The sequence below is a fragment of the Neorhizobium populisoli genome (genome assembly GCF_019430945.1).
In the GTDB taxonomy this organism is placed as follows: Bacteria; Pseudomonadota; Alphaproteobacteria; order Rhizobiales; family Rhizobiaceae; genus Neorhizobium; species Neorhizobium populisoli.
Map to the genome: position 1 here is coordinate 166,171 of NZ_JAHYCB010000009.1, position 18,545 is coordinate 184,715.

Genomic DNA, 18,545 nt, shown 5'->3' on the forward strand with positions numbered 1-18,545 from the left:
CAGTGAAGCTAAGAAATATAAAAACGGCGGCCCAATGCAGGCCGCCGTTTTTATTTGTCTAGCTGAAAAATGTTTCACGTGAATCTTTCCTGTGGATATGGATTCACGTGAAACAATCGTTAACCGGCAAAAGGGGCGTCTCATGCCTCGCCGGTGAACTTCCCATCGAAGGCAATCTCGGAAACATGTTTGCGCTTGCTTGGCACTTCGCGCTCGGCAAGGTCGTCGGGCAGGGTGCTCTTGTCCGCGATCCGCCCGATCGCCGCTGCCGCTTCCGGACGGTAGCCCTCCGGCAATCCCAACACCTCGACGGCTTTTTCCTTGTCGAAACCTTCCATGCCATGCGCATGGTAGCCGAGCTTCATGGCCTGGCAGATGACCGAGAACCATGCGGCGCCTGTATCGTAGGAATGGGTATAGGCAGTCTTGTGCTCGCCATCTTGAGCGACGCGATAGGTCTTCGAAACGACGACCAGCAGGGCAGCGGCATTTTTCGCCCAACGCTGGTTACCCGGCGAAATAATGTCGAGAATGACATCGAAGGACGGCGTGCCGCGCAGGCCGTAAACGAACCGCCAAGGCTGGTTGTTGCCGGAAGAGGGCGCCCAGTGCGCGGCGTCGAGAATAGTCAGGATCGTCTCCTGATCCATCGTCTCTTCGGTGAAGGCGCGCGGTGACCAGCGGTCGAGAAAGAACGTATCGATCGGAAATTCCGACTCGCGGGTATTGCTGCTGGTCATAGTATCCTCATGGTGTTGAATGATTGGGAGGCGGGAGGTTTTGAAAATAGACCGCACCACCGGCTTGGCAACAGATTTCCGGCCGAGAGAACCCGCCAGGAGAACTGGTAAGGCCGATTTCGGCGTGACAAGCTTGAGCGCATGTTTCATAACCTCTCGAAATCCAAGTGGAGGACTATCCTTTGAAACTGATGCGCGTTGGTGAGCTGGGCCAGGAAAAGCCGGCAATTCTTGATGGCAACGGCAAGATCCGTGATCTGTCCGGCCATGTGGCGGATATCGGTGGCGCGGCGATTTCGCCAGAAGGCCTGACGAAAATTGCCGCCCTGAACCTCGAAAGCCTGCCGGAACTGCAGGCCGGCCGTATCGGCGCCTGTGTCTCCGGCACCGGCAAGTTCATCTGCATCGGCCTCAACTATTCCGACCATGCCGCCGAAACCGGCGCGACCGTTCCGCCGGAGCCGATCATCTTCATGAAGGCTACCTCGGCGATTGTCGGTCCCAACGACAACGTCGTCATTCCGCGCGGTTCGGAAAAGACCGACTGGGAAGTCGAGCTCGGCGTGATCATTGGTAAGACCGCAAAATACGTTTCTGAAGCAGACGCGATGGATTACGTCGCCGGTTACTGCCTGACCAACGACGTTTCCGAACGCGCCTTCCAGTCCGAGCGCTCCGGCCAGTGGACCAAGGGCAAGTCCTGCGACACGTTTGGCCCGATCGGTCCCTGGCTGGTTACCGCCGATGAAGTCGCCGATCCGCAGAACCTCGGCATGTGGCTGACGGTCAATGGCGAGAAGGTGCAGAACGGTTCGACCAAGACCATGGTCTACGGCGTTCGTTACCTGGTCTCCTATCTCAGCCAGTTCATGTCGCTGCATCCGGGCGATGTCATCTCCACCGGCACGCCTCCGGGCGTCGGTCTCGGCATGAAGCCGCAGCGCTTCCTGAAGGCTGGCGACGTGGTGGAGCTCGGCATCGATGGCCTCGGCACCCAGAAACAGACCTTCGTTGCCGATATCTGAGCGACCGGATTTCGCCTCGCCCTTGCGAAATGCGAATAACCTATAAGTGATGAGGGACCCGTGTTGCAGTGCGACACGGGTCCTTAACCACTCTTGGAAGACGGAACCTTAAGGCTTACATGCCATTGTAAGGACACCAGATGATCTGGGCGTTACCGCTCTTTCCCCTTGCCCCAGCCGGGCTCACCCATCGGAACCCCCCGAATGTTGCACCGCGATAGAAACGTGTTAGCCTATTCCCGTCCTGCCGCTGAACCGACCGGTTCGATTTCGAACCCGCTGGCGGAACTGACGAGAGGGGGCACATCGATGTTCTATCAGTTTTACGAGATGAACCACGCAGCTGTGGCGCCGTTCCGGGCCGCCGCCGATGCGATGAAATTTTTCTACGCCAATCCGCTCAATCCGCTGTCCCATACGGAATTCGGTCGCACGATCTCTGCCGGCCTCGAGCTTTTCGAGCGCGTCACCCGCCGTTATGGCAAGCCGGAATTCGGCCTTCCGACCACAGTGGTGGACGGCCAGACGGTTGCTGTCACCGAAGAGATCGTCTGGAAGAAGCCCTTCTGCAATCTCCTGCATTTCCGCCGCGATCTGCCGGCCGGCCGCGCTCCCGACCAGAAGATCCTGATCGTCGCGCCGATGTCCGGCCACTATGCGACGCTGCTGCGCGGTACGGTCGAGGCACTGCTGCCGCATGCGGAAGTCTACATCACCGACTGGATCGACGCGCGCATGGTGCCCGTCACCGACGGCCGTTTCGATCTCGATGATTACATCGACTACATTATCGAGATGCTGCATGTCATTGGCCCCGGCTCGCATGTCGTCGGCGTCTGTCAGCCGTCGGTGCCGGTTCTGGCCGCCGTTGCCGTCATGGAAGTCCAACAGGACGCCGCAATCCCGGCGACGATGACGCTGATGGGCGGCCCGATCGACACCCGCATCAATCCGACCGCCGTCAACAAGCTGGCGGAAGAACATCCGCTCGAATGGTTCCGCGACAATGTCGTGATGAACGTGCCGTGGCCGCATCCCGGTTTCATGCGCCGCGTCTATCCGGGCTTCCTGCAGCTATCCGGTTTCATGTCGATGAACCTCGATCGCCATGTGACCGCCCACAAGGAGTTTTTCCAGCACCTCGTCAAGAACGACGGCGAGCCGGCCGAAAAGCACCGCGAATTCTACGACGAATATCTGGCGGTCATGGATTTGACCGAGGAATTTTATCTCCAGACGGTCGACACGGTGTTCATCAAACATTCGCTGCCGAAGGGCGAGATGATGCATCGCAATGTGCGGGTCGACACCAGCGCAATCCGCAATGTTGCATTGCTCACCGTCGAAGGTGAAAACGACGATATTTCCGGCCTCGGCCAGACCAAGGCGGCGCAGACCATCTGCTCCAACATCCCAGACGAGATGCGCCAGCATTACATGCAGCCCGATGTAGGCCATTACGGCGTCTTCAACGGCTCCCGCTTCCGCCGTGAAATCGCCCCGCGGATTGTGGAATTCACCCGTAAACACGCCAGGACCGCAGTCAACAAGACGCCGGTAAAGCGGGTTATCAAGGGTGGCAAGGCGGATTGAATTCTGCGGTTGAGGTAGCCCCTCATCCGGCTGCCGCCACCAACCGGGGACGGGCCGCGTGTCCCGTCCCGTCCTCCGGACCCCCGCAAGCGGGGAGAAGGACACACGCAGCACCATCTCCATTTCTCTCCAACGTGGCATCGGGGCACGTCCCCTCTCCCCCGCGAGCAGGGAGAGGGCTAGGGTGAGAGGCAGCCGCCAGCACCGCCCATACCGATTTCCCTCAAGCATTTCAGCATCTTCTACAATTTAACCTTCCCACTTCTTGAAGCCGCATCACCCACTCACCAAATCGATTCCAGTCGGGCTGGCAGTTGGCCACCCGCTGAAACGAACAGGGTGTGACCAATGAACCAGTCAGCATTGATTCGTCCGGAGTGGACGCCGGCCACCATCGCTCTCATGGTGCTCGGTTTCGTGGTCTTCTGGCCTCTCGGCCTGGCGATGCTCGCTTACATCATCTTCGGCGACAGGCTGCGCGGCTTCAAGCGCGATGCCAATGACCGGGCAGACCGCTGGTTTGCCGGTTGCCGCCGGGCGAGCCGTCGTTACAACACGCATTTCACCACCGGCAATGTCGCCTTTGACGATTGGCGCAAGGCCGAAATCGACCGCATGGAAGAAGAGCGCCGCAAGCTCGACGAGATGCGCGAAGAGTTCGACAACTATATGCGCGAGCTTCGCCGCGCCAAGGACCAGGAAGAATTCGATCGCTTCATGCGCGATCGCAAGAACAACCGTCCTGCCGGCGAAAACCCGGTCGTGGATCTCTGATCCGCCCGGATTTGGATTCACGTGAAACAGCCGACGCCTATCGCATGGAAAGTTTGAGTGATTGCGATAGCGGCATGCGGTGAAATCACGAATGGCCGGCGTCTCGACGCCGGCTTTTTTATGCGAGGGAATCGGCTAAAAGAGAAAGAATGTTCGCGCTCCTGAAAAAACCTATCCGCACCAAATCGAGACCGCTCGAAACGGTGAAGCGCACCCTGGATGTCGGCACGCGGTCCATGCCGCTCACCATCAAGGAAAACCGCCGAGCCACCCGCATCACGCTGCGTATCGAACCCGGCGGCCGGGCGCTGGCACTGACGGTGCCGGCCGGCCTGCGAAAGGTCGAGATCGACGATTTCCTCGACCGGCATCAAGGCTGGCTGCTCACCAAGCTCGCCAAGTTCTCGACCGAAAGTGAGGTCCGCGACGGCGGTCAGATCGCTTTGCGCGGCGTGCCGCACCGCATCGAACACACCGGCTCGCTGCGCGGCATCACAGAGGCGGTGGCAGTGGATGGCGAACCGGTCCTGAGGGTCAGTGGTCTGGAAGACCATATGGGTCGCCGCCTCTCGGCCTTTTTCAAGAAGGAAGCCCGCAAGGACCTCGAAATCCTCGTCGCCCGCCACGCGGCAGCGATCCGCAAACCGGTCAAGTCCGTCAGTATGAAGGACACCCGCAGCCGCTGGGGCTCCTGCTCCTGGGATGCAAACCTGAGCTTCTCCTGGCGCATCGTCATGGCACCGCCGGTGGTGATCGATTATCTCGCGGCCCATGAAGTGGCACATCTGAAGGAGATGAACCACGGACCGAAATTCTGGGCGCTCTGCAAGGAGCTCTGCCCCCGGATGGAAGAGGCGCGGAAATGGCTCAAGCAGCATGGGTCGCAGTTGCACGCGATTGATTTTGAGTAGGTAGCGCGGCTCAAAAGGGAAGGCCGGGTTGCTGTGATTGTCTTTTCACAAGGAGGCTGATGACGGTGAGGGGGCCTGAAGAAAAGACGACAGCGCGCGCAAGAGGGCTTCGGCAAATCGAAAACGACGCGGAAGAAAAGCTTTGGAGCGACCTCCGCAATCGGCGCCTGAATGGTTTCAAATTCGTCCGACAGTTCCCCATCGGCCCTTATTTTGCAGACTTTGCTTGCCGGGACGCGCATTTGGTTATCGAGGTCGATGGCAGTCAGCATGCGGATAGCGTCCATGACCGGAGACGTGATGCGTTTATGGTTGCCGAAGGGTGGTCTGTGGCACGGTTCTGGAATGTCGATGTGTTGAGTGACATCGCGCTGGTTCTTGAAACGATTATCGCGATTTTGGATGGTCGAATAGTCGATGAAGTTCGGTCCTACGATTTCAACTTTGCGCCTGCACGACGTCTTTGAGTGTTTCCCACGCCGCGGCCCCTCATCCGCCTGCCGGCACCTTCTCCCCGTTAAAACGGGGAGAAGGAAACGAGCCGCACCGTTCCTCCCACGATCTCAACCGTCGCGCAGGGCACGTCCCCTCTCCCCGTCAGAACGGGGAGAGGGTTAGGGTGAGGGGCACGATACAAACTCTGCCGGCAACGATTTCAGTATCTTAAGCATTTTCTCATCCCCGCCTCAAGCACCGCACCTACAATCTCCCCGTCCCGCTTCGGCTACACCGGTCGGCATAACCGGCGAGGCGGGACCGGTGATCCGGAAAACCGTCCTTATGCAGGCGGGTTTCCGGGGGCTGCGCAGAAAATGGTTCCCCTCTCGTCGGCTCGATCGGCGGGGCGTGCGTGTGTCGCACACATACCGGTCCTTATAACCATAACCAAAGGGGGCCGCCGCAGAGGAACCGGAGTTGCGTGGACAAACACACCGAACGGGACACGTCGCGTGTCATTTATAAAATTTCAATCAGAGGCACCCGACGTGTCCCGGCCGAAACAAAATTCCCAGGATCGCCAAGGGTTCATTGCGTCCGCACTCCCCTCAACCGGGCAAGGCGGACCCGAAGATGGCTCCACGCGCAACGCGCCGTACCGCTGCGCACAAGCCTCGCCGCCGTCATCCTGCTGTCATTAGTTTTTGGCCGAGTTCGATGCGAAAGAATGGATTTGCCTCGACTCCGGCAAAATTTCATGTCAATCCGCCCATCATGAGACCTGATGTCAAATTCTGCGGGTTGAAGACCCCCGAGGCCGTCGATCGCGCCGTCGCGCGGGGCGCCACGCATATCGGTTTCATCTTTTTTCCAAAGAGCCCACGCAATATCTCTCCCGATCTCGCCGGTGAACTGGCCGACCGCGTTCGCGGCCGCGTCAAGGTCGTCGCCGTCACGGTGAATGCCGATGACGAGGAGCTGGACGACATCGTTTCGCTGCTGCGTCCGGATATCTTGCAGTTCCACGGCAATGAAAGCCCGGAACGCATTCTGCACGTGAAGGCGATCTACGGCCTGCCGGTCATGAAGGTGTTTTCGATCCGCGAAGCCGGCGATCTCGATCGCGTCGATCCGTTCATCGGCGTCGCCGACCGCTTCCTGTTCGATGCGAAGGCGCCTGCCGGTTCGGAACTGCCGGGCGGCAACGGGGTTTCCTTCGACTGGAGCCTGATGGCTTCGCTTGACGAAAGCGTGGATTACATGCTTTCCGGAGGATTGAACAAGGATAATGTCGCGACCGCACTCGCATCCACGCGGGCAACCGGTATCGATATGTCGTCCGGCGTGGAAAGCGCGCCGGGTGTGAAAGATCTTGGCATGATCGATGCGGTCTTCGACGCCATCGCGGCGGCGAACAGGAAGATCGCCTGAGGAGTTTTAAGTGAACCAGACGCCCATTCCCAATTCGTTCCGTTCCGGCCCCGACGAAGACGGCCGTTTCGGTATTTTCGGTGGACGCTTCGTCGCCGAAACGCTGATGCCGCTGATCTTGGAACTGCAGGGCGAATGGGAAAAGGCCAAGAACGATCCGGCCTTCCAGGCTGAACTGGCCGATCTCGGCACCCACTATATCGGCCGTCCGAGCCCGCTCTATTTCGCTGAACGCCTGACCGAGCACCTCGGCGGCGCCAAGATCTATTTCAAGCGCGAAGAGCTGAACCACACCGGTTCGCACAAGATCAACAATTGCATCGGCCAGATCCTACTGGCCAAGCGCATGGGCAAGACCCGCATCATCGCCGAAACCGGCGCCGGCCAGCATGGCGTGGCGTCGGCCACCGTTGCCGCCCGCTTCGGTTTCCCCTGCGTGGTCTATATGGGCGCCACCGACGTCGAACGTCAGGCCCCGAACGTCTTCCGCATGAAGCTCCTGGGTGCCGAAGTCATTCCAGTGACAGCCGGCAACGGCACGCTGAAGGATGCCATGAACGAGGCGCTGCGTGACTGGGTCACTAATGTCGACGATACCTATTACCTGATCGGCACGGCTGCCGGCCCGCATCCCTATCCGGAACTCGTGCGCGATTTCCAGTCGGTGATCGGCAAGGAAGCCCGCGAACAGATCCTGGCGGTCGAAGGCCGTTTGCCGGACATGGTCATCGCTGCCGTCGGCGGCGGTTCGAACGCGATCGGCATCTTCCATCCGTTCCTGGATGACGAAGGCGTGCAGATCGTCGGCGTTGAAGCCGGCGGCCGCGGCCTGCAGGGCGTCGAGCATTGCGCCTCGATCACTGCCGGTTCGCCGGGCGTGCTGCACGGCAACCGCACCTACTTGCTGCAGGACCATGACGGACAGATTCTCGAGGGCCATTCGGTTTCGGCCGGCCTCGATTATCCCGGCATCGGCCCGGAACACAGCTATCTGCACGATATCGGCCGCGCCGAATACGTGCCGATCATGGACCAGGAAGCGCTCGACGCCTTCCAAGTGCTGACCCGTCTTGAAGGCATCATCCCGGCGCTCGAGCCGAGCCATGCCTTGGCCGAGGTGATCAAGCGCGCGCCGAAAATGCGCAAGGACCAGATCATCGTGATGAACCTCTCCGGTCGCGGCGACAAGGACATCTTCACCGTCGCCAAGATTCTCGGAATGGATATGTGACATGACCGCTCGTATGGACAAACGTTTCGCGGCCCTCAAGGCTGAAGGCCGCCCCGCTCTCGTGACCTATTTCATGGGCGGCGATCCGGATTTCGAAACCTCGCTCGGCATCATGAAGGCGCTGCCTGGCGCCGGTTCCGACATTATCGAACTCGGCATGCCCTTCTCTGATCCGATGGCCGACGGCCCGGTCATTCAGATGGCCGGCCAGCGTGCCCTGAAGGCCGGCCAGACGCTCGGGAAGACACTTGAACTCGCGGCGAAATTCCGCGAAACCGACAGCGACACGCCGATCGTCATGATGGGTTACTACAATCCGATCTATGTCTACGGCGTCGACAAATTCCTCGACGACGTGTTGGCTGCCGGTATCGATGGCCTGATCATCGTCGATCTGCCGCCGGAAATGGATGACGAGCTCTGCATCCCGGCGCTCGCCAAGGGCATCAACTTCATCCGCCTGGCGACGCCGACGACGGACGACAAGCGCCTTCCGGCCGTTCTCAAGAACACCTCGGGCTTCGTCTATTACGTCTCGATGACCGGCATCACCGGTTCGGCGCTGCCGGATACGACGAAGATTTCCGGTGCCGTGGAGCGCATCAAGGGCCATACGGACCTGCCGGTCTGCGTCGGTTTCGGCGTCAAGACGGCCGATCATGCCAAGGCGATCGGCGCTGCGGCAGATGGCGTCGTGGTCGGCACCGCGATCGTCGCCCAGATCGCCGGTAGCCTCACAAAGGACGGCAAGGCTGGACCGGATACGATTGCCTCGGTCGCGACGCTCGTGAAGGGTCTTTCGACCGGCGTTCGCGCCGCCCGCCTTGTTGCTGCCGAATAGGCGGCCCACATAAACGACAATAAGACAAACAAATCGGAGTACGACCAGTGAACTGGATTACCAACTACGTCCGGCCGCGCCTCAACTCCATGCTCGGCCGCGAAAGCAAAGTTCCGGAAAACCTCTGGATCAAATGCCCTGAAACCGGGGAAATGGTCTTCCACAAGGACCTCGAAGAGAACAAGTGGGTCATTCCGGCCTCCGGCTTCCACATGAAGATGCCGGCCAAGGCGCGTCTGACCGACCTGTTCGACGGCGGCGTTTTCGAATCGCTGCCGCAGCCGAAGGTCGCCCAGGATCCCCTGAAGTTCCGCGATTCCAAGCGTTATGCCGATCGCCTGAAGGACAGCCGCGTCAAGACCGAGCAGGAAGACACGATCCTCGCCGGCCTCGGCCAGGTCGAAGGGCTGAAGCTTGTCGCAGTCGTGCATGAATTCAACTTCATCGGCGGTTCGCTCGGCATGGCGGCCGGCGAGGCGATCGTGAAGGCCTGCGAACGTGCGGTCGCTGAAAAGTGCCCGCTCATCATCTTCCCGGCGTCCGGCGGCGCCCGCATGCAGGAAGGCATTCTGTCGCTGATGCAGCTCCCGCGCACCACGGTTGCGGTCGATATGCTGAAGGAAGCCGGCCTGCCTTACATCGTCGTGCTGACCAACCCGACCACAGGCGGCGTCACCGCTTCCTATGCAATGCTGGGCGACGTCCACATTGCCGAGCCGGGCGCCGAAATCGGCTTTGCCGGCAAGCGCGTCATCGAACAGACGTTGCGCGAAAAGCTGCCGGAAGGTTTCCAGACCTCGGAATACCTCCTGGAACACGGCATGGTCGACATGGTGGTCAAGCGCCACGACATTCCGTCGACGCTGGCGCGGATTCTCAAGATCCTCACCAAGCAGCCGGCCAACCAGTCGGCGGCGACGGTGCCGGCGGCGATCAGCGCCTGACATTATCGGGGAATTGGGCGGCGGGATGACGACGATGGGCGAAGCCGTGACGAGCGAGGCGGAACGCGAGATCGACAGGCTGATGACCCTTCATCCGAAAGGTTTCGACCTTTCGCTTGATCGTATCATCCGGCTTCTCGCGCTTCTCGGCGATCCGCACAAAAAACTGCCGCCGGTCATCCATGTGGCCGGCACCAATGGCAAAGGCTCGGTCACGGCCTTCTGTCGTGCGCTTCTGGAAGCGGGCGGGTATGCCACCCATGCCCATACCTCGCCGCATCTCGTCCACTGGCACGAACGGTACCGGATCGGCGTCAAGGGCGGTCGCAGCCAGCTGGTGGACGATGCATTGCTCGCCGATGCGCTTCGCCGCATCGCTGCCGCCAATGACGGCCAGCCGATCACCGTTTTCGAAATCCTGACAGCGGCAACCTTCCTGCTGTTTTCCGAACAGCCGGCCGATGTGGTGATCCTCGAAGTCGGCCTTGGCGGCCGTTTCGATGCGACCAACGTCATTTCCAATCCGGCCGTTTCGGTCATCATGCCGATCTCGCTCGACCATCAGGCCTATCTCGGCGACCGGGTCGAACTGATCGCGGCTGAAAAGGCCGGCATCATGAAACGCGGCCGGCCGGTGGTGATCGGTCAGCAGGAATTCGACGCGGCCCGCGAAGTGCTGGTCTCGACCGCAGAACGGTTAAGCTGTCCGATGTCCGTCTACGGTCAGGATTTTTCCGCCCACGAGGAATTCGGCCGGCTGGTCTATCAGGACGAAGACGGCCTGCACGATCTGCCTCTGCCCAGGCTTCCCGGCCGGCATCAATATGCCAATGCGGCGGCGGCGATCCGCGCCGTCAAGGCGGCCGGTTTTCCGGTTACCGATGCGATGATGGAAAAGGCCATGACGACGGTCGAATGGCCGGCTCGCCTACAGCGCCTCACGGACGGCAAGCTCATCGAACATGCGCCGGAAGGGTCGGAAATCTGGCTGGATGGCGGCCATAATCCGGCCGGCGGCGAAGTGATTGCCGAAGCTATGGCGGCTTTCGAGGAACGCCAGTCGCGCCCTCTCTACCTCGTGACCGGCATGATCAACACAAAGGATCCAGTCGGTTATTTCCGCGCCTTCGCGGATATCGCCGAACACGTCTTCACCGTCCGCATCCGCGGCAGCGAATCGGCGCTTGATCCCGTGGTTCTCGCTCACGCCGCCTTCGACGCGGGGCTGGTGGCGGAACCGGCCGGCTCGACGGTCGAGGCTTTGCAAGAGATTACCCGCCGCCACGTGCCGGGCGCACAGCCGCCGCGTATCCTGATCGGCGGTTCGCTCTATTACGCGGGCAATGTTCTGGCCGACAACGGCACTCCGCCGACCTGAGACGGGCTCGGATCGGACAAAAGAAAAGCCCGGCTGAATCGCTTCAGCCGGGCTTTTTCATGCAATCAACTCAACCGATCAGGCGGCGCTGGAAATCCAGGCCGAAAGCGCGGTCTTCGGGGCAGCGCCGACCTTGATATCGGCCACTTCGCCGCCCTTGAACATGGCGAGCGTCGGGATCGAACGTACGCCGAACTGGGCAGCCAATTCCGGGTTTTCGTCGATGTTCAGCTTGACGACCTTGACCTTGCCGGCGAGCTCGTTCGAGATTTCCTCGAGGCTCGGGCCGATCATCTTACAAGGGCCGCACCATTCAGCCCAGAAATCCACGACAACCGGCTCTACGGAGTTGAGGACTTCGGCCTGGAAATTGCTGTTATCGACTTTCACGGTAGCCATGGGGCTCTCCTTAACGATTCTCTGTTGACCCAAATGTGAGCGCGAGCCCCACATATTTCAATGTCCGTCATCTCACTTTGTTTTGAGTTCCGCAAGCGAGCGCGACATGAGCTCCGGCGACAGGCGGATGAGGGCAGCTGATTCGGTATAGACCAGAACGCAGTCCACTTCCCGGCCGGGATAAAGCGGCATCAGAATTTCGCGATAGATGGCAAGCTGCGCCCGGTGCGGCAGCGCCACGTCTTCGGCATCCTTCGGCGGCATGCGGTTGGTCTTGTAGTCGAGGATGACGACGCGGTCGTCTGTCACCACCAGCCGGTCGATCCGGCCGGAAATAGCAAAATCCCGGCCTTCCAGCGTCAACGTCCCCATGATCGAGACTTCGGACTGGCTGCGGGCCGAAAAGACGTCGGCCAGATCCCGATGGGAAAGCACCGACATGACGGCCGCGACAAGCTTTTGCCGTTCCGCCGCCGGCCAGAACCGGGCGGCACGCTCCGCATAACGCCTTGCCGCCGCTTCCCGTTCGGTCTCGGCAAATTCCGTCAGCATCTGCAGCATGCGGTGAACGAGCTTGCCCTTCTGCAGCGCAAGTCCAGCGCTCTCCCGATCGCCGAAAAGCGGCGAAGTGACGATCAGATCGTCCGCATCGTCATCGATCATCGTACCGGCGCCGGAAGGGCTCAGCGGGCGCGGCAAAACCTTTTGGGCCGGCAGGCTGCGCGACAGGGCAGGCGGCAAAGGCTGTTTCTCGGCCGGGGCGTTTTCCCGATGCTCGGCCTTCGAGATCTTGCCGCCGGTATTCGGCAGCCGCCACTGAAGCCCACCCCATTGCCCGTCCCGGTCGACAAATTCTTGCGTGCTGCAATGATGTTCGTCGCCGGCGAGCGCCCGCGAAATCGTCGCCGCCCAGGTATCCGGGTTGTCTATCTTGCCGCGATAACCGCAAACGATCAGCCGGTCGGCGGCGCGCGTCATGCCGACATAGAGCAGGCGGCGATATTCTTCTTCGGTCAGGGTCTTGAGCCGGGCATCGTCGGTGGCCGTCAATGCGTTTCCGAGCCCCTTGCCGGGCACCCAGGCCGGGACCTCTTCCACGCCGACCCGCAGCAGCCGGAATTTCGGCACATGCGAGGAGATAAAGGCCTTAGAGCCGCTATCGACGAGGAAAACCACCGGCGCTTCCAGACCCTTGGAAGCATGCACGGTCATGATCCGCACTTCGTTGCGGCCGCCATCCTGTTCGCGCTTCACTTCCGGTGATTCGAGCTCCAGCGTCGAGACAAAGGCCTGCAGGCCGGGCAGGCCGGAAGTTTCGTGGTCGAGCGCAAAGGTCAGGAATTCGTCGAGAATGTCGCCGGCCTCGGTGCCGAGCCGGCCGAGAAACTTTCGCCGCCCGCCATATTGGCCGAGAATCCGGGCAAACAGATCATGCGGACTGAGCTGGCGGGAGAGGAACAGCAGGTGATGCAGCCGCTCGGATGCGTCGCGGAATTGCAGCGGCTGTTCCTCGGCCAGGCGGTTGAGCTGCGCCCAGGCGCTGGCTCGGTCCGAACGAAGGGCCGTGACCTCGAAAACCTCATCTTCGGAAAGGTTGAAAAGCGGGCTCTTCAGAAGCGCGGCCAGCGAAAGATCGTCCTGCGGCAACAGGAGAAAGCGTCCGAGCGCCAAAAGGTCCTGAACGGCGATATGGCTGGTCAGCCGCAGCCGGTCGGCACCGGCGACGGGAATATTGTCGCGCCGCTTCAACGCCCGGGTCAGCGCGTTGACGAAGGCATCGCGCTTGCGCACCAGAACGAGGATGTCGCCCGGCTCGATCGGCCGCGCCACGGAGCCGTCGGCGCCCTTTTCGATGATCGTTTCCTTGCCGATCATCTCTTCGATACGGTTGGCGATCCGACCGGCAAGAATGGCGGAGGGCGCCTTGTCCGGCGTCGAATCGAACGGCGCGGTCCAGTCCTCCTCCCGTTCGGAAACCTCCGGCACGACGACATCCCAGAGATCGACCTCGCCGGGATGGCCCATGCGGTTCGAACGATGCTGGACAGGGTCGCCGATGGCGCTCAGGCCTTTCGCATTCTCCTCCAGCGAAAACACCTGGTCTACGGCGGCCAGCACATCGGCGGTGGAGCGGAAGGAAAGCGGCAGGCGGATGGCATGGAAGGACTGGCCGCTGCCGCGCACCCGCTTTTCCGTCTCGCTGCGTTCGTCGGCAAACCGTTCCGGCCGGGCGCCCTGGAACGAGTAGATCGACTGTTTTTCGTCGCCGACCGCAAAGATAGTGCGCAGCGTCTCGCGGGCGCTGGTGCCGGAGTAGAAATCCTCGGCGAGCGACTTGATCACCGTCCACTGGATCGGGCTGGTATCCTGCGCCTCATCGACGAGAATGTGGTCGATGCCCTGATCGAGCTTGTAATGCACCCAAGCGCCGACGCCGTCGCGGGTCAGGAGATCGGCGGTGCGGGCGATCAGGTCCTCGAAGTCGAGCAGGCTGCGGCTCTTCTTCAGGTCCTCGTAATCGTCGTTCAGCCGCTGGGCGAGCGTCAGCGCCGCCCTGGTCGCCGCGAACATACGGATCAGCCGCAACCGGTCGCGGCAGGCGACGATGTGGTTGCGGGCGGCATCCACGGCACCGGCCAGTTCCGGCGCCATGGTCACCATCGCCTTGGCGACCAGCGACGAATCCGCCTTCGGCTTGCCCTCGCGGGTAAGAAAAATCTGGTCGAGATAATCGGCGCGCTTGAAAGGCTCGGTCTCCCGCATCGCCATTCGCAGACCATAGGCGACCTCGGTCACCTTCGAGCCGCCCTTCTGGTCGGCGAGCGACAGGTAGAGATCGAGCGTAATGCCGGAAAGCTCCGGCAACGGCCAGTAGCCGGCGGCGATACTCTCTTGCGTATCCGCCGGTCCAAGCCCCATAATACGTTTCAGCTCGGCGCCGATGCCGCCATGGCGTTCAGCGAAGGCCGTGAACCGGCGGATTGCGGTGCGATTGGCGATGATGTCGCCAAGCAAGGTCTCCAGCCCGAATTCGTCACCGAGATCGAGGACATGCGCAAAGGCTTCCGCCAGATCGGGGTCATCCTCCGCCGAGGTGGCAGTCAGCAGCGAACGGCGCGCTTCTGCAAGCAGTGTCGAGGCGGCCCGGTCGTCGAGCACTGAAAAATGCCCGGCGACATTGGCCTCCAGCGGAAACTGATGCAGCAGCGCCTCGCAAAAGGCATGGATGGTCTGGATCTTCAGCCCGCCCGGCGTTTCCAGCGCCTTGGCAAACAGCCGCCGCGCTTCGGCAAGCTTGAACGAATCCGGCTCATGACCTTCGACATCCCGGATCCTTTTGGCGAGATCCATGTCGGAAAGCACGGTCCATTCGGAAAGCCGCTGGAAGACACGGTTCGACATTTCGGACGCCGCAGCCTTGGTATAGGTGAGGCAGAGGATGGAGGATGGCCGGCTGCCGGCAAGCAGCAGCCGGATGACGCGCTGGGTCAGCACATGCGTCTTGCCGGAACCGGCATTGGCCGACACCCAGGCCGAACTTTTGGGATCGGAGGCGCGCGATTGCTGGACGGTCGTCCAGTCGATCCATTTGATCGGGTCGTCATCGGCGGGGAGATCATCGAGATGGTCACTCATCCGCTTCGGCCTCTCCATCGTCATCGGCTGTCGACCATTCCGCTACCCGCGCCAGATGGTCGTATTCGCCGCCGAAATCGCCCTGGGCAAACGGAACGAGCCGCGATGCGAAACCGGCCTCGCCATTCCTCAGCGTCGCCACGAACCGGGTAAGCTGTTCGATCGATTCCTGCGCAAGATCGAGAGCAGATTTCGGCTGGCGTTTGGCCGTGGCCGTCGTGCCCTCGTTATTGACTTTCTCGGCCCGGAACCGATCGCCCGGTCGAAGCCGGACATAGAGCAGATCGCCCGGTCGCTGCGCGCCTATATTGCGGAAAGCGCCGGCCTGCAGAGCTGCGGCCTCCAGTGCCAACTGCGGATCGAGCAGGGCGCGGGCCTGCGACACCGAAGGGCTGAGACCGGTCTTGTAATCGATGAGATCGGTCTCGCCGGATCCCTTGATGTCGATCCGGTCGGCAATGCCGGTGACGCGAATGCCGGCGGCTTCTACCTCGAAACCGGCACTGACTTCGGTTGCCGTGCTGCGGATATCCGGCGCCCGGCCGACTTCCCAGTCGAGAAAGGCGCGCGCCACCTCGACGAAACGTGGCCGCCAGACCCGGTCGATATGCGGCGGCAACTGCTCGGCATCGAACATGTCTTCCGTTATCCGGCTCATTGCTTCACGTGAAACGGGCGTGCCGGGCTTGTGGCCTTCGCGGGTATAACGATCGATGATCGCATGATAGAGCGTGCCGCGCTGGGCCGCACCCGGATCTTCGTTGAACGGCGCCAGCGGATCGAGTTTCAGGATGCGCCGCGCATAGATCGAATAGGGATCGCGGCGCAGGCGGCCGACTTCGCTGAACGAATAACTTTTTGGCTGCAGATCGGCCGGAGGTTTTGGGGCAGGGCGCTTGGCGCCCGGCTGGTTTTCCCCCACGTCGATCGCCGTGGCCCAATGTCGGAAATCCACGCCGCGCGCCTTGAGTTCCGCCGCAAAACCCTTGCCTCCCAGCGCCAGCAGCCGCTGCAGCCAGCGCGAAGCGACGGTCGGCGTCGAGCCCTGCCGCATCGAACGCGACAGGATGAGATTGCGCGTGCCGCAGGCCATTTCGAAATCGTGCGCCAGCTGGCCGATGCGCCGTTCGGGCGGCTCGAGCCCCATATCCGTCTTCATGGTGCGGGACAGGAACGGGTTGTTGACCGTCTGGCCCGGCCAGGAGCCTTCGTTCAGGCCGCCAAGGATCATCGTATCGACGCTCTGCAGGCGTGCTTCCAGCGTACCGAAGATGAAGACGCGCGGATGGGCGAGCGAACGGGGTTTCACCGCGCCGCCAGTCGTCAGCGCCATGACGATATCGATCCATTGCGGCCCGTCCGCTTCCATCTGGCCGTCGGTCTCCATGACTTCGGAGAGGAGGCCGGCCAGTCTTTCGCCGGCTTCGCCCGACCAGAGCAGGCCGAGGCTGCCGCGCTCGTCGATGCAGAGCGCTTCCAGGACGCGGCCGGTGCGGGCCGCCCAATCGGAAAGCGTGAGTTTTGCCGTCAGCCCGCGCCCGTCGGGTCGGCGGCGCAGGAAAGCGGAGACCAGCGGCTCGACCGCCTTGGCGAGTTTCCGGGCAAGCTCGGCCGCCTTGTCGTCGGCTCCCTCATGCAACGAAAGGCGCCAGCGGGGCGGGTGCCGGTCATCGGCCTGTTCTTCGATCTGCCGCTCTAGAAGCGGTTCCAGTGCCGAAATGTCCATTTCGCCGATGCCGCCGCGCAGGGCGATCACTTCCAGCGCCTCGACGGCCTCCCGCAACTCGTTCGCCGGCAAACCGAGGCGCAGGAGAGGGTGTTTCAGCAGGCCGACGATCGCCACCGGGTCGCCGGGGCGAAGCGTCGCTTCGAGCAGAAGCTGGGTGAGCGTGCCCTGCGGCGTGCCGGACAGCGCTGAACCGGCTGAATCATCGGCGATAATGCCGAAACGGGCAAGTTCCGCGGTTACCCGGCGGCCGAGCGCACGATCCGGCGTGATCAGCGCCGCGACCGCTTCGCCGCCGTTCTTGCCCGGTTTTTCGAGTGCCAGGCGTAGCGCGATGGCGATCGCTACCGCCTCTTCGCGCTCGTTGGCCGCTTCTATCAGGGATACATCGGTAAAAGCCCGGCTGAGGTCATCGGGTTTAGCCTCCTCCCGCCATGTGCTCCAGCGGTCGGTCGCCTTGGCAGGCACCAGCGCCTGGGAGATCGCGGCCGCGCGGAAAGCGAGGTCGGCGGGTGCTTCGGCAAGGCCAAGAACGTCGTCGCGGCCGATACCGATCTTTTTCAGAAGTTGGGAAAGCCCGAATTGCGGGTGGCTGCGGCTTGCCGGCTCCGGCTTTCCGTCGAAACTTTCCTCGCCGACCAATGCCCATTGGTCCGGCGGCATGGATGTATCGAGGCCGGGAAGCACGACAGTGCCTTCAGGCAGGCGCGAGATTGCCGCGATGAGATCGGCCGCGGCCGGCACCGAGCCGGTGGAACCGGCGACGATCACCGGCCCCCTATGTGGCCGCTCCATGATCCGCCGGGCCTCGCCGCGCAGAATGGCGGCCTGGTGTTTGGCCGGCGACGAGCGGCGCAATTCCTCCAGCCGCGTCGGCCAGAAGGCGCTAGCGATTTTCAGGAATTCCGTCGTCAGTTGCCACCAGAGTGCATGTTCGCCGGTGTCGAGACCTTTGAGGTCTTCCCAGTCGCGCTCTTCGGTATCGACAGCGTCGATCAGTTCGGCAAGCGCTCGGGCAAGCCAGATCGCGTCAGCAGGACTGGCGGGTGCGACAAGCGGCGATTCCGAATGTACGTCGAGTACGATCTTCGGCAACTGGTTGCGCCAGGCCAAAATCAATCGGCCGAGTTCCAGAAGCCGCGCCGTGCTACCGATCGGCAGGGCTAGGTCCATTTCTTCCGGCGCGACGAGATCGAAGAAACCGCTGTCGTCATCCGTCTCGCCGAGCGGGCGGATGACGGGAAGGATAGCCGACTTGCCACCCAGCAGGTCAACGAATTCCGAGCGCAGCACGCGGGCCGAACGGCGCGTCGGCACATAGATCGTCACATCGGCAAGCGAGATCGGATCGGCGGGATCGTAACGGAAATTTCTGTCCAGCCGGCCGTCGCATAGTGCGGCCGCAAGCGTCTTGAGGAAAGGCACGCCGGCGGGAATGGTGAAGACGCGGGGCTGTTCTCGTGTTAGGCCTGCCATCA

General features: G+C 61.8%; 14 protein-coding genes. 10 read left to right on the top strand and 4 right to left on the bottom strand.

The window, feature by feature from the left end:
- Positions 1-140: 140 nt before the first annotated feature.
- Positions 141-740, bottom strand: coding sequence for a nitroreductase family protein (locus KX729_RS24195; RefSeq protein ID WP_219745047.1), 600 nt, complete (start codon positions 738-740; stop codon positions 141-143).
- Between the two features lie 182 nt (positions 741-922).
- Between KX729_RS24195 and KX729_RS24200 the strand changes: the two genes are divergently transcribed.
- From KX729_RS24200 to KX729_RS24245, 10 genes are all read left to right on the top strand, one after another.
- The gene (locus KX729_RS24200) at positions 923-1,765 is read left to right on the top strand and encodes a fumarylacetoacetate hydrolase family protein (protein WP_219745048.1); all 843 of its coding nucleotides are present in this window, start codon (positions 923-925) and stop codon (positions 1,763-1,765) included.
- A gap of 309 nt (positions 1,766-2,074) precedes the next feature.
- Positions 2,075-3,358, top strand: a complete 1,284-nt coding sequence (locus tag KX729_RS24205; RefSeq protein WP_219745101.1) for a polyhydroxyalkanoate depolymerase — start codon at positions 2,075-2,077, stop codon at positions 3,356-3,358.
- A gap of 348 nt (positions 3,359-3,706) precedes the next feature.
- On the top strand, positions 3,707-4,132 hold the full coding sequence (locus tag KX729_RS24210; RefSeq protein WP_219745049.1) for a DUF2852 domain-containing protein: 426 nt from the start codon (positions 3,707-3,709) through the stop codon (positions 4,130-4,132).
- Positions 4,133-4,281: 149 nt separating this feature from the next.
- On the top strand, positions 4,282-5,043 hold the full coding sequence (locus tag KX729_RS24215; protein WP_219745050.1) for a M48 family metallopeptidase: 762 nt from the start codon (positions 4,282-4,284) through the stop codon (positions 5,041-5,043).
- Between the two features lie 65 nt (positions 5,044-5,108).
- Positions 5,109-5,510, top strand: a complete 402-nt coding sequence (locus tag KX729_RS24220; RefSeq protein ID WP_219745102.1) for an endonuclease domain-containing protein — start codon at positions 5,109-5,111, stop codon at positions 5,508-5,510.
- Between the two features lie 745 nt (positions 5,511-6,255).
- Positions 6,256-6,912, top strand: a complete 657-nt coding sequence (locus KX729_RS24225; protein ID WP_219745051.1) for a phosphoribosylanthranilate isomerase — start codon at positions 6,256-6,258, stop codon at positions 6,910-6,912.
- Between the two features lie 10 nt (positions 6,913-6,922).
- Positions 6,923-8,143 (top strand): tryptophan synthase subunit beta, encoded by a 1,221-nt coding sequence (trpB, locus tag KX729_RS24230; protein WP_219745052.1) that lies wholly within the window; start codon positions 6,923-6,925, stop codon positions 8,141-8,143.
- 1 nt (position 8,144) lies between these two features.
- The gene (trpA, locus tag KX729_RS24235; RefSeq protein WP_219745053.1) at positions 8,145-8,984 is read left to right on the top strand and encodes a tryptophan synthase subunit alpha; all 840 of its coding nucleotides are present in this window, start codon (positions 8,145-8,147) and stop codon (positions 8,982-8,984) included.
- A 47-nt stretch (positions 8,985-9,031) separates the two neighbouring features.
- The gene (gene accD / locus KX729_RS24240) at positions 9,032-9,928 is read left to right on the top strand and encodes an acetyl-CoA carboxylase, carboxyltransferase subunit beta (RefSeq protein WP_219745054.1); all 897 of its coding nucleotides are present in this window, start codon (positions 9,032-9,034) and stop codon (positions 9,926-9,928) included.
- Positions 9,929-9,953: 25 nt separating this feature from the next.
- Positions 9,954-11,306, top strand: a complete 1,353-nt coding sequence (locus tag KX729_RS24245; protein WP_246617810.1) for a bifunctional folylpolyglutamate synthase/dihydrofolate synthase — start codon at positions 9,954-9,956, stop codon at positions 11,304-11,306.
- Positions 11,307-11,384: 78 nt separating this feature from the next.
- On the opposite strand, the gene trxA is transcribed toward KX729_RS24245, so the two are convergent.
- The 3 genes from trxA to addB all read right to left on the bottom strand — a co-directional run bounded on the left by trxA (position 11,385) and on the right by addB (position 18,543).
- The gene (gene trxA / locus KX729_RS24250) at positions 11,385-11,705 is read right to left on the bottom strand and encodes a thioredoxin (RefSeq protein WP_219745055.1); all 321 of its coding nucleotides are present in this window, start codon (positions 11,703-11,705) and stop codon (positions 11,385-11,387) included.
- A gap of 72 nt (positions 11,706-11,777) precedes the next feature.
- Complete coding sequence (gene addA, locus KX729_RS24255) at positions 11,778-15,341, bottom strand: double-strand break repair helicase AddA (RefSeq protein ID WP_219745056.1); 3,564 nt, start codon at positions 15,339-15,341, stop codon at positions 11,778-11,780.
- Entirely contained in the window at positions 15,334-18,543 is a 3,210-nt protein-coding gene (gene addB, locus KX729_RS24260) for a double-strand break repair protein AddB (protein WP_219745057.1), read from the bottom strand. Before addB ends, addA begins: the two co-directional genes overlap by 8 nt.
- Positions 18,544-18,545: the final 2 nt, after the last annotated feature.

Excerpts from the sequence above, each read along its gene's own strand:
- KX729_RS24205 (WP_219745101.1), top strand. The coding sequence starts at position 2,075 with ATGTTCTATCAGTTTTACGAGATGAACCACGCAGCTGTGGCGCCGTTC.
- KX729_RS24210 (WP_219745049.1), top strand. The coding sequence starts at position 3,707 with ATGAACCAGTCAGCATTGATTCGTCCGGAGTGGACGCCGGCCACCATC.
- trxA (WP_219745055.1), bottom strand. The coding sequence starts at position 11,705 with ATGGCTACCGTGAAAGTCGATAACAGCAATTTCCAGGCCGAAGTCCTC.
- trpA (WP_219745053.1), top strand. The coding sequence starts at position 8,145 with ATGACCGCTCGTATGGACAAACGTTTCGCGGCCCTCAAGGCTGAAGGC.
- addB (WP_219745057.1), bottom strand. The coding sequence starts at position 18,543 with ATGGCAGGCCTAACACGAGAACAGCCCCGCGTCTTCACCATTCCCGCC.
- KX729_RS24245 (WP_246617810.1), top strand. The coding sequence starts at position 9,954 with ATGACGACGATGGGCGAAGCCGTGACGAGCGAGGCGGAACGCGAGATC.
- KX729_RS24195 (WP_219745047.1), bottom strand. The coding sequence starts at position 740 with ATGACCAGCAGCAATACCCGCGAGTCGGAATTTCCGATCGATACGTTC.
- KX729_RS24215 (WP_219745050.1), top strand. The coding sequence starts at position 4,282 with ATGTTCGCGCTCCTGAAAAAACCTATCCGCACCAAATCGAGACCGCTC.
- KX729_RS24225 (WP_219745051.1), top strand. The coding sequence starts at position 6,256 with ATGAGACCTGATGTCAAATTCTGCGGGTTGAAGACCCCCGAGGCCGTC.
- addA (WP_219745056.1), bottom strand. The coding sequence starts at position 15,341 with ATGAGTGACCATCTCGATGATCTCCCCGCCGATGACGACCCGATCAAA.